We start from the raw sequence: 13,555 nt of genomic DNA on the forward strand, positions 1-13,555 counted from the left end.
GGCGGCTGCCGTTGCGCTGTCCTGTACAGTTGTGACCGTCAGCGCGGAACCGGTCATGACGGCTACGGACGCCGTACGCGGTGTCAAACAGACCCGCGAAATCAAGCCGCAGTTCCGCAAGCGTGTCGTCCGTCTTGCCACCAGTGAAAAGCCCGGCACCATTATCGTCGACACCAACAACAAGTTTCTCTACCTCGTCGAAGGCAATAATCGCGCTACGCGCTACGGCATCGGCGTCGGCCGCGACGGCTTCGGCTGGTCGGGTGTCGTGACGGTCGGTCGCATGGCCGAATGGCCGAGCTGGACGCCACCGGCTGAGATGCGCGCCCGCGAGGCCCGCGAGGGTCACAATCTTCCCGCCGTTCAGCCCGGCGGCCCGGATAATCCGCTCGGCGCACGTGCCATGTATCTCTACAAGGGCGGCCGCGACACGATCTTCCGCATTCACGGCACCAACCAACCCTGGACGATCGGCCTCAACATGTCGTCAGGCTGCATCCGCATGATGAATAGCGACGTGACGCATCTTTACAACCGTGTATCGGTCGGCACCAAGGTCATTGTCGTCGGCCCCGGCAACAAGCAGGGCAATGTCGCCTTCCAGGACAAGGGCATCGATATCCTGCGGACCATGTTTGGCGGTTGAGCAAGACTTTCAATAAGAAAATAAAGGCGTATCTGGTGCGCCTTTTTATTTTTTAAGATTGTGACCAGAACTCTGCCACAGACAGCGGCGACTGCCTGAAGACGAACATCGTCACCAACGCGGTCAACGTCGGTATTTCCTACCATTGGTGATTTTGAGTGCAGGCTGCGGACTATTTGGTACCGCAGCTCACCTTGCCTTCGACGACGAAGAAGCTTGTGCTGCCTTCGATCCGCAAAGCATAAGTGCCGCTAAAATTCGGTGAAGTCTTGCCGTGCTCGCCGGCGAGAACCGCGAGATCCAGAGATTCGCTTTCAGCATCGGCACCTTCCGTCGTGAAAACTTCCAGGCGCAGATCGCCATCGCGCGACCAGCGGTTTGTCAAATCCTTCGATTCGAGGATCCGCTTGCCAAAGTTCTTGGATTTATTGGCGTCCTTGAGCATCAGCGCACCACGGAAATGGATCAGTTTGTGGCCGCCTCCGTCTTCAAATGCGCTTTCTAGCGTGAAGCGCAGATCCTTGTCGTCTGCAGAACAGAAATACCTGACATCGGCGTGCGCCGCACCAGCCGCGCCGAGCAATACGGCAAGCACCATCAATCCACGCCACATAGTCAAAGCTCCTGAGATCGGCCCCGCGATCTGCCAATGAATCGGTGCTCTCAGGCTAGCGGCAAATCCCTTAATTTTTCAGGCACAGCACCACCATAAGCCCAGTCCAGGAGCTCGACGGTGTGCAGGATCGGCGTTGATGTGCCTGATCCGATCTGGGTGATGCAGCCGATATTGCCGGTGGCGATAATATCGGCCTTGGTCGCCTCGATGTTCTTGACCTTGCGAACCTTCAGGGCTGCGGAAATATCCGGCTGCATGATGTTGTAGGTGCCGGCCGAGCCGCAGCAGAGATGGCCCTCGGCCGGATCGCGAACGGTAAAACCTGCCGCCTTGAGCAGATGCTTTGGCGCCATGGTGATCTTCTGCCCATGCTGCATGGAACAGGCTGAGTGATAGGCGACTGTGATGCCCTTCGGCATATGTGCGGGCAGATCGAGGCTGGCCAGATATTCGGTGATGTCCTTGGCCAGTGCCGAGACGCGCGCCGCCTTGCCGGCATAGGCGGGGTCAAGGCGCAGCATATGGCCATAGTCCTTGATCGTCGTGCCGCAGCCGGAGGCGGTGATGATGATCGCGTCGAGGCCGCCAGCCTCGATCTCGCGGGTCCAGACATCGACATTGGCGCGCGCCGAGGCGAGAGCCTGCTCTTCGCGCCCCATATGATGGACGAGAGCGCCGCAGCAGGCCTCGCCCTCGGGGACGACCACCTCCACGCCCAATCGTGTCAGCAGCCGGATGGTCGCCTCATTGATGGCGGGATCGAGAACGGGCTGCGCGCAACCGGTGAGGATCGCGACGCGGCCGCGGCGTTCGGCCTGCGGCTCATACCGGCCAGGCCGGGCAAAAGGCGACGGCGCGGGAATGCTTGATGGCGCAAGCGCCAGCATGGCTGCAAACGGCTTAAGTGCTGCCCCGCGCATCAGGCCGGCAAAGGGACGACCAATGCGGGCAAGTGCAAGTGCTGCGCGAAACCGGCCGGGATAGGGCAGCACTGCCGCCAGAATGGCGCGCGTCAGCCGGTTCATGAACGGCCGCTTATAGGTCTTCTCGATGTGAACCCGGGCACGGTCGACGAGATGCATGTAGTCGACGCCGGAAGGACAGGTCGTGGTGCAGGCAAGGCAGGAGAGACAGCGGTCGATATGAGTGACGACTTGCGTATCTGCCGCGCGGCCGTTTTCCAGCATGTCCTTGATGAGATAGATGCGCCCACGCGGGCTATCGAGCTCATTTCCGAGCGTGACGTAGGTCGGACAGGTGGCGGTGCAGAAACCGCAATGAACGCATTTACGCAGGATCTGCTCGGATTCGGCCACATGCGGATCGGCAAGCTGGGCAAGGGTGAAGTTGGTCTGCATTTCAGTGTCCCGCCATCTTCCCCGGGTTGAAGATCCCCGCCGGATCGAACTTTTCCTTCACGCGGCGCGAAAGAAGTGCCACTGCCTCTTCCTCGGGATGGAAGGCCGATGTCGCCGCTCTTGCCTGAGCCGAGGCGCGGATGAGCGTCGCATGACCGCCGCCGAGCGCCTTGATGAAGCGGCGGACCAGACCGGCTTCCGGATCGGCTTCCATACGCATCCAGACGAGACCACCCTGCCAATCGTAGAAAGCATCGACACCGGCTTCCAGCCGGAGCGCCGCGACAAGCTGATGGCCAGTGCCCGGTGCGACGGAAGCACGCCAGACAGGTCGGGCGGTACCATCGGCATAGGGCGCGACATCGCGGACTTCCTGCCAGAGCTGGCGGCTGGCGGCCCGATCCAGGCTCGCGACCTGGCCGAAGGGCGCCATCGCCGACAGAAGCTTTGCCACGCGCGATTCCACCGAGCCGGGGAGGCCTTCGATGCGCAGCACGGTCGCCTCTCCCTCGGGCAGCTTGCCGGCGAGGAATTTCCAGGTGACGGTCAAAGGCAGATGCGCAGCACCCGAGACCTCCACCGGCAAAGCCATGGCCGCTGCCATAGCATTTGCGGCCTCGGCATCGTTGAGACCAGAGATGACGACAGTCTCCCCTGTCTTCGCACGCGGCGGTACACGGAAAGTCACCTCAGTCAGGAAGCCGAGCGTACCGTGCGAGCCGGCGAGCAGCTTCACCAGATCGAGGCCCGTGACATTTTTCATCACGCGGCCGCCCGCCTTGATGATCTCGCCTTTGCCGTTGACGAAACGGATGCCCAGCAGGCTGTCCCGCGCAGCGCCCGCCACGAAGCGACGCGGGCCGGAGACATTGGCGGCAAAGACGCCGCCGATCGTCGGTTCGCCCGAGGTGCCCATCACGGCGCGATGATCCATGGGTTCGAAAGCCAGCATCTGGTTGTTTTCGGCAAGGGCCGCCTCGACTTCGGCGATTGGCGTGCCGGCCCTCGCGGTCATCACCATCTCACCGGGATTGTAGGAGACGATGCCGGACAGACCAGTCGAGCGCAGGCGATCCTCCGCCTCGACCGCATTGCCGAAACCCGAGCGCGTATCGCCGCCGCTGATGGCGAGCCCACGCCCCTCTTGCGCATGCGCGCGGATGATCGCCGCGGCTTCTTCTTCGCTTGCAGCCACCAGATCGATCATGCGGCAGGACGCCCCTCGAGCGGGAAGACCTTGGAAGGGTTCAGCAGCCATTGCGGATCGAAGGCGGCGCGGGCCGCCATCTGCTGGGCAAGATCGACCTCGGAATATTGGTGGCGCATCAGGTCGCGTTTCTCGATGCCGACGCCGTGCTCGCCGGTCAGGCAGCCGCCGGCATCGACGCAGAGCTTCAGGATATCGTTGCCCGCCGCCTCGGCCCTGGCGGCATCCTCGGGGTCATTGGCATTGAAGAGGATCAGCGGATGCATGTTGCCGTCGCCGGCATGGAAGACATTGGCGACGCGCAGGCCGTAGCCGGCGACGATCTCGGACGTCCGCTGCAGCACATGCGAAAGCTGGCTCAGCGGCACAGTACCATCCATGCAGATGTAATCGGCGATGCGACCGGTGGCGCCGAAGGCGGACTTGCGTCCTTTCCAGATCAGCGCCGCCTCGGTTGCCGACTGGCATTCACGCACCGTCTTGACGCCGTGTTTGCGGGCGATGTCGACGATGCTTTTCAGCATGTCGTCCATTTCCGCCTCCGATCCCTCGACCTCGACGATCAAGAGCGCACCGACATCGAGCGGGTAGCCGGCATGAGCGAAGGCCTCGCAGATTTCGATCGCCGGCTTGTCCATGAATTCGATGGCGACGGGAATGATGCCGGCGGCGATGACGTCGGCGACACAGCGGCCTGCCTCTTCGGAGCTTTCGAAACCGAAAAGCACCGGCCGGGCGCCCTCCGGCTTGGCGATCAGGCGTACCGTCGCTTCGGTGACGATACCGAGCTGGCCCTCATGACCGCAGACGAGGCCGAGCAGATCGTAGCCCGCCGCATCCAGAGCCTTGCCGCCGAGTTCGATCACCGTGCCGTCGGTCAGCACCATCTTGACGCCGAGCAGATTGTTGGTCGTGACACCATATTTCAGACAATGCGCACCACCGGAATTCATGCCGATATTGCCGCCGATCGTGCAGGCCAGCTGCGAGCTCGGGTCGGGAGCATAGAAGAAACCGTCCGCCGAGACTGCTTCGGAAATATTGAGATTGGTGACACCGGCCTGAACCACGGCGCAGCGATTGGCGAAGTCGATGTCGAGGATGCGGTTCATCTTCGACAGGCCGAGCACGACGGCATCTTCCTGCGGGATGGCGCCGCCCGAAAGCGACGTGCCGGCCCCACGAGGGACGACCGGAATGCCGTAGCGATGACAGTATTTCATGATGGCTGCCACTTCCGCGGTCGAGCGCGGCAAGGCAACGGCGAGCGGCAGGCGACGGTAGGAGACGAATGCATCGGTCTCGAAGGGCACGAGTTCGCGCGCTTCGTGGATCAGACATTCCGGCGGCAGGAGATCGACGAGATCGGCAACGATTTCCTTCCGGCGCGCAAGAACTTGGGGGCGCGGAGCGAGGAACGAAATGGCGTCGGACATGGCGTTCTCCCTCGGCCAACATGACGGAAACCGGTGACAAATCCTCCCTGTGACCGGCTCTCTCGGCTTAGCACTTTCCCGAAACCGGCGCAAATGTTAAGCACTTATTCCAAAAGGGAAAAAGTTGTAAAAGCTTATGACCAATCTGGGTGATCTCGAAATCTTTGCCAAGGTCGTTTCGACCGGCAGCATGTCTCTCGCCGGCCGCGCGCTCGGCTTTTCCCCTGCCGTCGTCTCCAAGCGTATCAAGCGGCTGGAGGACCGGCTCGGCACGCGGCTTCTGCAGCGCACGACGCGGCAGATTTCGCTCACCGAATCCGGCCAGGGTTTTTACGACCGTGTTCTCGGCATCCTTGCGGGGATCGAGGAGGCGGAATTCTATATTTCCGGCCGCTCTGCGCAGATGCATGGCACGCTGAAGATCTCCGCGCCCACCTCCTTCGGCCGCATGCATATCGCCCCTTATCTGAAGGCTTTCATGGAGGCGCATCCGGAACTGGCGATCAATCTGGTGCTGACCGACGAGTTCAGCGATATCGTCGGCGGCGGCTTCGATCTTGCCATCCGGATCGCGGAGCTGACCGATTCCAGCCTTGTCGCACGCCGGCTCGCGCCTGTGCGCCGGGTGCTCTGCGCCTCGCCTGATTATGTTGCTGCCCATGGCATGCCAAAACATATCGAAGAGCTGAAGCAGCACCGCTGTCTGCCGGCCCATAACAATGATGTCTGGCGACTGGACGGCCCGGATGGCGCCTTCAGCCTGCGGCCCGAAGGCATGCTGATTACCAATTCCAGTGAGGTGATCCGCGAAACAGTCATTGCTGGCCTCGGCATTGCGCTGCGTTCCACCTGGGACATCGGCGAAGAGCTGAAGAACGGCAAGCTCGTGCAGGTGCTGCCGGCCTACGAGGGATCGCACAATGTTACGCTTTCGGCGGTTTACCCGAGCCGGCAGTTTCTGCCGGCCAAGGTTCGGCTGTTCATCGATTTTCTGGCCGAGCTCTACGGCCCGGTTCCCTATTGGGAGCGCTGAGGCTCAGGTGAGCAGGCGACTAATCAGCCAGCCGCTCGATGACGAGATCGAGAAGCGCCCTTAGCCGCGCCAGCCGCTTCATATCGCGGTGGTAGCCGACCCAGGTATCGCGGCCGGGCGGCGCTTCGCCGAGATCGACGGGCTCGATGGATGGGATGGCATCGCCGAGCGGGCGCGGCAGGACGGCAAGGCCGGCGCCGTTAGCGCAAAGGGTCGCCTGCACATCTCTGTTGTTGCTGCGCATGGCGATATCAGCCTTCGGCAGCAGACGCTTCAGCCAGCCGACATCCGGCATGCCGCCGAAGGCCTCATCCATGGTGACCAGCCGGGCGCCGGTCCCATTACCGGCCTCGGGATGTGGCAGGCCGCGGCGGATATAGAGGCGGTAATCGATATGCAGCAGCTTGCGGGATATGACCTCCGTCTCGGTGAATGGGGCGATGCGGAAGACGATATCGGCCTCGCGGCGCGCGAGACTCATGAGGCGGCTGTCGGTCAGGAGTTCGATGACGACTTTCGGATAGATAACCGAGAACTCCGCCAAGACAGGTGAAAGCACATGCGCGCCGAACCAGTCCGACGATGAGAGCCGTAGCAACCCGTCGAGCTGCCTGTTCTGGCCGGCAAGTTCGCGCTCCAGGCCGAGCGCTTCCTCTTCCATACGTTCTGCATGGGCAAAGACGGTCGCACCCTCATCCGTCAGGATGAAACCATCAGCGGTACGCTGGAAGAGCGTCTGGCCGAGCGAGATTTCGAGTGCACGCAGCCGCCGGCCCATGGTCGGCTGCGTCAGGCCGAGGCTGCGGGCGGCAGCACCCAGCGTTCCAAGACGCGCGATGGCGAGAAAGAGTTTGAGATCGCTCCATTCCAAGGGTCTAGCCTCAAACAAAAATGCATGATCTACATACGTTATCTTTGATTTTCATTCAGAATTCAATGCGGCATTCTGCATCCAACAGATCAAGGAGACGTTCCATGAGCAGCATGAAAGCAGCGCTTGTCGAAGCGCAGAATGCCGAATTCACCATTGCCGATATTGCAAAGCCTGTCGCGGAAGCCGGTCAGATTCTCGTGCGCATCAAGGCCGCCGCGCTCAATCCGCTGGATATGAAGATCCGGGCCGGCGAGGCCGCCCATGCACGCCATCCCCTGCCCGCCATTCTCGGCATCGATATGGCCGGGATCGTCGAGGCGGTAGGTGCCGGTGTGACCAGTTTTCGCATCGGTGACGAAGTCTATGGCATGACGGGCGGCGTCGGCGGGTTGCAGGGATCGCTAGCGGAATATGCCGCCGTCGATGCCGATCTCGTTGCGCTGAAGCCGCGCAATCTCACCCTGCGCCAAGCGGCGGCCCTTCCGCTAATCGCGATCACCGCCTGGGAAGGTCTGGAGGAGCGCACGCAGGTCAAGGCAGGGCAAAAGGTGCTGGTTATCGGCGGCGGCGGCGGTGTGGGCCATATCGCCGTGCAGATGGCGGTTGCCGCCGGTGCACAGGTCTATGCCGTCGATGGAGCTTCGAAAGGTGACTATATCAGCAGTATCGGTGCGACGCCGATCGACTATGCGAAGGAGACGACGGAAGAGTATGTCGCCCGCATTACTGGCGGGAAAGGCTTCGCCATCGTCTATGACACGATCGGCGGAAAGGGTCTCGACGCCGCCTTCCAGGCCGTCGCCAAGTTTGGCCATGTCGTCAGCAGCCTCGGCTGGGGCATGCACTCGTTGGCGCCGCTCTCCTTCAAAGGCGCCAGCTATTCCGGCGTTTTCACGCTGGCGCCGTTGCTGACCGGCGAAGACCGCACCCACCACGGCGAAATCCTCAAGCAGGTTGCACAGCGCGTCGAAGCCGGAACGCTGAGGCCAAACCTAGACCCGCGGCCGTTTTCTCTCGCCGAGGTAAGCGATGCCTATCGCCTGCTCGAAAGCCGGCGAGCCGAGGGCAAGGTCGTCGTGGAGATCTGACGCTCTATCTATTCGTTTCCCGCAATTCCACACGCAAAACCGCCAGACACCTTTACTGGAATTGCTTAGCGCGCCAGATCGAGATAGGCGCTCGCGACCATTGCATCGATATCCGCGGGCACCGGCACGATACAGGATTCGGCGCCGACACCGCGCTTTGCGACCCGCTCCAGGCAGCGGGCCTGCAGGGTGAAGCCGAGGTCCATGGATTCGACCGAGTTCCCAAGCGGGCGCGGGCCGGCAAGATTGGCCATATGGCCGCCACCGAGCACGTGGAAGGACCGACCATCCTTCAGATGGAAGGTCTCGATAAAATCGGCCTCGTAGCGGTCGATATCAACGACATCGGGATGGCTGCGGAAGGCTGCGACATCGATCTCATGGGGGAAATGACCCCCGTTCATGAGGATCGCGCCGTCCTTGATCAGCGGCAGATCGGCGGCAGTGACGATGCCGGGGAAACCCGTGACGGTGGCGATCACGTCCGCCGAGCGGATCGCCTGTTCGCGGAGCGGCGTGATGAAGCCGTCGAGATGCGCCTCGAGGCTGGTAACGGGATCGATATCGACGACGCTGACCGTCGAGAAGGCATTGCGGAAGGCGGCGGCCGTGCCCTTGCCGCAGGCGCCGTAACCGAAGACGGTCACACGCTTGCCATTGGTGGAGCGGTTGGTGAAGCGCATGTAGCTTTCGAACAGGCTCTGGCCGACGGCATGCCGGTTTTCGGCAAACTGCTTGATCGGGCTGTCATTGATGACAAGGATCGGCATTGCCAGCTTATCGCGCATCGGCAGCAGGCGGGTCCGGCCGGAGGTCGTTTCCTCCGTGCCGCCGAGCAAATTGGCATAGGGCCTCTCGGTTGCGATCGCGAAGAGATCACCACCATTGTCCAGCAGGAGATCGGGTTTTTCGGCAACGACGGCTTCAAGGCTCTGGTGGTGGGCGACGGGATCGGTCGTCTGGGTTGCGAAGACAGTGATGCCCTGCGCGCGCAGGAATTCCACAGTTGCCGGCTGGGTGCTGTTCAGATTGCCGGTGCAGATCAGGCGCGCCCCACCTGCCCGCAGGGTCATCAGCAGAGCGACCGTCTTCGGTTCCAGATGGATGCCGGTGCCGATTGAAAGATCGGCAAAGGGGCGCGTCGTTTCGAATTCCGCCGCCGTTGCCTTCAGCAGGCGGCAGCTATTGCCGATCCAGTCTATGCGTGTCGCAGGTTTTTCCATCTCGTGCCCTTTGGTTCCCCTCTGTTCTAGCGAGGCAAAGATGGGGCGGGCATGGAGATATTTCTGATGAAAGGGCAGAAAAACTGCCCTTTCAGGATGCGCCGCCCGAGCGAAGCAGCCAGTTGCGGAGCGCTGCGAAGGCCGGCCGTTTCGCATCCGATGTCCGGCAGCAGAGGCTGTAACCAGCCGGCCGGCGGATGAAGCCGTAAGGGGCGGCCAGAATGCCGCGGGCGAGATCGTCCTCGATCGAAGCTTTCGGCGCCAGCGCAACGCCGAGGCCCGCACGGGCAGCGCCCACTGCCAGAAGAAGATCCTCAAATTCCCGAAGACGGGAAAAGGCAACAGGGGGCGTACCGCTTTCTGCAAACCATTCTGTCCAGAGTTTCGGCGCGCTGCGGCTGACAAGGATGTTTGCTTCCGCCAAGGCCGCGGCGTCGCCTGCAAGTCTGCCGGCCATTGCGGGCGTTGCAACCGGGCCGAATTCATCCTCCATGAAGCGTGTTTCGGTGATACCGGCAGAAGATCTGATCTCGCCGCCCATGATCACGGCGTCGAAATCCGGATGTTGCGACAAGGGTTCGACTACCGTCATCGGCACGATATCGATCTCGATATTGCCAAGGCTTGCCTGCATGTCGGCCGCTCGCGGCATCAGCCACCAGATGGCGAAAGCCGACGGCACGCCAAGGCGGATGCGCTGCCTGCCCGCCTCTTCGAATTCATCGGCGGCGCGTTTCAATATGGTCAGGGCAGCACCGGCAGCCTCGGCAAAGGCGCTTGCCTTCTCGGTCGGAACCAGCCTGCGGCCGTCACGCACGAAGAGCTTGCTGGCGAGGTGATCTTCGAGCGTCGATATCTGCTGGCGCACGGCGCCGCGCACCACGCCCAGCTCTTCGGCCGCCTTCAAAATGCTACCGTGACGACAGACAGCTTCAAAGGCGCGGATCGCGTTGAGGGGTGGGAGTCGCATGGTTACCACATTGTAGAAAATCACGGTGGATCAGAAGATCTCGCCATTGAATGAAAGGCAAGGTCGGGCCATATTGTACAGCTGTGCAAAACGACGCATTCGGGACAGGAAATGGCGAGATTTCCGAACCTGCCTGGTCTCGATTTTTCCTATGTACAGTGGATAAAATAGTTTTTCGGTTCGTTTTGCACGTATGGATCGCGCAAGCTTTTCATATCATACTAATATAATAACGACTCAGCCTAACGAACGTAAAGGTGACCCGACAATTGACCCTTCTTGCCCGCCTGGCTTCTGATGTGCAACTCATGTTTCGGCGTCCGCCGCGACAGCAATATGCTGCGCTCTGTTACCGGGTCAAAAAGAAGACGGGTGAGCTCGAAGTTCTGCTGATGACCAGCCGCGATACCGGGCGCTGGGTGATCCCCAAGGGCTGGCCGATGAACCGCAAATGTGCCTATGAAGTTGCGGCACAGGAAGCCCTGGAAGAGGCTGGCGTACGCGGCACGGTGGAGACCGAAACGCTCGGCGACTATACCTACCCCAAAGTTTTGCGCGACGGCATGAAGGTGACCTGCAAGGTCCAGGTCTATGCCCTCGAAGTGACTGGTGTGGCGAAGAATTTCAAAGAAAAGGGCGAGCGGACCGTCGAGTGGGTTTCCTGCGACGAAGCGGTCAAGCGCGTCCAGGAACCCGAACTGCGTAACCTGTTCCTCGCCTTTAAACGGCGCATGGCTGAAAAACTTTCTGGCGGCATTCCGAAACAAATTCCGGCGGAATAAGTCTTGCCATCTTGTGCCGCTAGAAAAGGCGGCGCAAAAGCAGGACTTAGCCAGGAAACAGAATGCCGCAACGCAACGCCGTCCTTACGAAACGCACGCTTGATAAGGATCTCGACAAGGTCACCCATGTCGAGGATGCGGCCAAATATGTCTCGCGACGGCTGGTGGCGCCCGGGCTTGGCTTGATCTTTCTCGGCCTGGCGATGCTTTTTGCCGGTGTCTATGTGTTTGACAGGCCCGGCGCGGTGCTGGTGATTGCGGCTGCAGCACTTGCCGCCTACATGGCGATGAATATCGGCGCCAATGACGTGACCAACAATGTCGGCGCAGCGGTTGGTGCACGCGCCATCACCATGAAACAGGCGCTCATCATCGCCGCGATCTTCGAGGTGCTGGGCGCGACGATTGCCGGCGGCGAGGTCGTCAAGACAATTTCGTCCAGTATAGTCGATACGGTTCAGGTCCCGCCGGCAACACTCGGCTGGATCATGATGGCGGCGCTCACGGCTGCCGCACTCTGGATCAACCTCGCCACCTGGATGAATGCGCCGGTTTCGACGACGCATGCGATCGTCGGTGCTGTGATCGGTGCCGGCGTGGGAGCGGTCGGATTCGAGCCGGTCAATTGGCGGGTCATGCTGGAAATCACCGCGAGCTGGATAACCTCGCCGTTGATCGGCGGGCTGGTCGCCGCGGGGCTCCTCTATCTGGTCAAGACCCTCATCCTCTATCGCGAGGACAAGATCGCCGCCGCCAGGCAATGGGTTCCCATCATGATCGCCGTGATGGCCGGCGGTTTCATGGCCTATATGGTGCTGCAGCTCGCGCCGCGGGGCCGATACTCGTCGCTGACGATCCTCCTGATCGGCATCGGGATCGGTCTCGTCAGCTGGCTCGTGGTGCGGCCGGTCGTCTTGCGGCAGGCAGAGAATCTCGAAAACCGCAACAGCTCGCTTCGCACATTGTTCCACTTTCCGCTGATCGGTTCGGCCGCCCTGCTCTCTTTCGCGCATGGCGCAAACGATGTCTCCAATGCGGTCGGTCCGCTTTCGGCGATCGTTCACTCTGCCGGTATTGCCGACAACAGCATGATCGGCCACCCGCCGCTCTGGGTGATGCTGATCGGCGCCTTTGGAATCTCGGTCGGCCTTTTGCTTTTCGGGCCGCGCCTTATCCGGCTCGTCGGTGAGGAGATCACCAAGCTCAATCCGACGCGCGCCTATTGTGTAGCGCTCTCGACCGCCTTCACGGTCATCGTCGCCTCCTGGCTCGGCCTGCCGGTGAGCACCACCCATATCGCCGTCGGCTCGGTGTTCGGCGTCGGCTTTTTCCGCGAGTGGTACACGCGCAATTCGAAGCGCCGTATCAAATTCATACGCCGCAAGACTGAAAGCTTCGAGATCGACGAACTGGAGCCGAACGTTCATGAAGCCCGACGGCGTTATCTGGTTCGCCGGTCGCATTTCATGACGATTGTCGGGGCGTGGGTCATCACAGTGCCGGTCTCGGCCGCGCTTGCGGCGGTGATTTATTGGGCTATGTTCGCGCTCTTCATGTGAGTCAGGGTCTCAGAATGCGCGCCAATTTCCGCATGCAGCGGCTTTTCATCAATGCTCCCCTGTCAAAAGGTGCCGCCGTCGAGGCCAATTCGGAGCAGTTCAACTATCTCGCCAATGTCCTGCGCATGGACGAGGGTGCGGAAATTCTGCTCTTCAACGGCCGCGACGGCGAATGGAAGGCGAGCCTCTCCTTCCCGACCCGCAAGCGCATCCTGCTCGCGGCGACGGAAGAGACCAGGCCGCAGCCTGCCCCATCCGACCTGCACTATCTCTTTGCGCCGCTGAAGGTCGGCCGCATGGATTATCTGGTGCAGAAGGCGGTGGAAATGGGCGCCGGCTTTTTGCAGCCGGTCATGACCCAGCATGTGCAAGGCAAGATCACCAATCTCGACAAGATCCGCGCCAATGTCATCGAAGCGGCGGAACAGTGCGGCATCCTCGGCATTCCCAATGTGGCCGAGCCCGTGCGGCTTGCCGATCTGCTCGACCGCTGGCCTGCGGACCGGCGCATCATCTATTGCGATGAGGGCGACGCCGGGCAGAACCCGCTGCCGCTGCTTTCCAAAGTGACCGAAAGGAAGCTCGCGCTTCTGGTTGGCCCGGAAGGCGGCTTCTCCGGGGAGGAGCAGACGCGCCTGCGCAGCCTGGATTTCGTGACCGCAATCCCGCTTGGTCCACGCATCCTGCGCGCCGATACGGCGGCGGTCGCGGCAATGGCAGTGATACAGGCTGCAATCGGCGATTGGAATTAACTGCCGAAGGC

General features: G+C 61.4%; 13 protein-coding genes. 6 read left to right on the forward strand and 7 right to left on the reverse strand.

Features of this window, described 5'->3' with window-relative positions:
• Positions 1-31 precede the first annotated feature (31 nt).
• Positions 32-646 (forward strand): L,D-transpeptidase, encoded by a 615-nt coding sequence (locus tag PMI11_RS16835; protein ID WP_244430594.1) that lies wholly within the window; start codon positions 32-34, stop codon positions 644-646.
• Between the two features lie 172 nt (positions 647-818).
• Here the strand turns inward: PMI11_RS16835 and PMI11_RS16840 are convergent, their stop codons facing one another.
• The 4 genes from PMI11_RS16840 to PMI11_RS16855 are packed head-to-tail and all read right to left on the reverse strand — an operon-like array spanning position 819 to position 5,263.
• Positions 819-1,259: a hypothetical protein gene (locus PMI11_RS16840; protein ID WP_007819193.1), complete on the reverse strand. Its 441-nt coding sequence runs from the start codon at positions 1,257-1,259 to the stop codon at positions 819-821.
• 50 nt (positions 1,260-1,309) lie between these two features.
• Entirely contained in the window at positions 1,310-2,620 is a 1,311-nt protein-coding gene (gene glcF, locus PMI11_RS16845) for a glycolate oxidase subunit GlcF (RefSeq protein ID WP_007819194.1), read from the reverse strand.
• Between the two features lies 1 nt (position 2,621).
• Positions 2,622-3,827 (reverse strand): FAD-binding protein, encoded by a 1,206-nt coding sequence (locus tag PMI11_RS16850; protein ID WP_007819197.1) that lies wholly within the window; start codon positions 3,825-3,827, stop codon positions 2,622-2,624.
• A complete protein-coding gene (locus tag PMI11_RS16855; RefSeq protein WP_007819199.1) occupies positions 3,824-5,263 on the reverse strand; it encodes an FAD-linked oxidase C-terminal domain-containing protein in 1,440 nt (479 codons plus the stop codon). The genes PMI11_RS16850 and PMI11_RS16855 overlap by 4 nt, the downstream gene beginning before the upstream one ends.
• Positions 5,264-5,399: 136 nt before the next feature.
• Here PMI11_RS16855 and PMI11_RS16860 point away from each other — a divergent pair, with 136 nt between their 5' ends.
• Complete coding sequence (locus PMI11_RS16860) at positions 5,400-6,296, forward strand: LysR family transcriptional regulator (protein ID WP_007819201.1); 897 nt, start codon at positions 5,400-5,402, stop codon at positions 6,294-6,296.
• A 19-nt stretch (positions 6,297-6,315) separates the two neighbouring features.
• Here PMI11_RS16860 and PMI11_RS16865 read toward each other — a convergent pair whose 3' ends face one another.
• Positions 6,316-7,167, reverse strand: a complete 852-nt coding sequence (locus tag PMI11_RS16865; RefSeq protein WP_007819207.1) for a LysR family transcriptional regulator — start codon at positions 7,165-7,167, stop codon at positions 6,316-6,318.
• A gap of 104 nt (positions 7,168-7,271) precedes the next feature.
• Between PMI11_RS16865 and PMI11_RS16870 the strand changes: the two genes are divergently transcribed.
• Complete coding sequence (locus tag PMI11_RS16870) at positions 7,272-8,258, forward strand: zinc-dependent alcohol dehydrogenase family protein (protein WP_007819209.1); 987 nt, start codon at positions 7,272-7,274, stop codon at positions 8,256-8,258.
• Positions 8,259-8,323: 65 nt separating this feature from the next.
• Here the strand turns inward: PMI11_RS16870 and PMI11_RS16875 are convergent, their stop codons facing one another.
• Together PMI11_RS16875 and PMI11_RS16880 are read right to left on the reverse strand one after the other, a co-directional pair.
• Complete coding sequence (locus PMI11_RS16875) at positions 8,324-9,481, reverse strand: adenosylhomocysteinase (protein WP_007819211.1); 1,158 nt, start codon at positions 9,479-9,481, stop codon at positions 8,324-8,326.
• Positions 9,482-9,572: 91 nt separating this feature from the next.
• Positions 9,573-10,451 (reverse strand): LysR substrate-binding domain-containing protein, encoded by an 879-nt coding sequence (locus PMI11_RS16880; RefSeq protein ID WP_085990548.1) that lies wholly within the window; start codon positions 10,449-10,451, stop codon positions 9,573-9,575.
• Positions 10,452-10,720: 269 nt separating this feature from the next.
• Here PMI11_RS16880 and PMI11_RS16885 point away from each other — a divergent pair, with 269 nt between their 5' ends.
• The 3 genes from PMI11_RS16885 (at position 10,721) to PMI11_RS16895 (ending at position 13,544) form a co-directional block, all read left to right on the forward strand.
• Positions 10,721-11,233, forward strand: a complete 513-nt coding sequence (locus tag PMI11_RS16885; RefSeq protein ID WP_007819215.1) for an NUDIX hydrolase — start codon at positions 10,721-10,723, stop codon at positions 11,231-11,233.
• A 62-nt stretch (positions 11,234-11,295) separates the two neighbouring features.
• Complete coding sequence (locus PMI11_RS16890) at positions 11,296-12,792, forward strand: inorganic phosphate transporter (protein ID WP_007819217.1); 1,497 nt, start codon at positions 11,296-11,298, stop codon at positions 12,790-12,792.
• A 14-nt stretch (positions 12,793-12,806) separates the two neighbouring features.
• Positions 12,807-13,544, forward strand: a complete 738-nt coding sequence (locus PMI11_RS16895) for a 16S rRNA (uracil(1498)-N(3))-methyltransferase (RefSeq protein ID WP_007819219.1) — start codon at positions 12,807-12,809, stop codon at positions 13,542-13,544.
• Positions 13,545-13,555: the final 11 nt, after the last annotated feature.

It is taken from the genome of Rhizobium sp. CF142 (genome assembly GCF_000281145.1).
GTDB lineage: Bacteria > Pseudomonadota > Alphaproteobacteria > Rhizobiales > Rhizobiaceae > Rhizobium.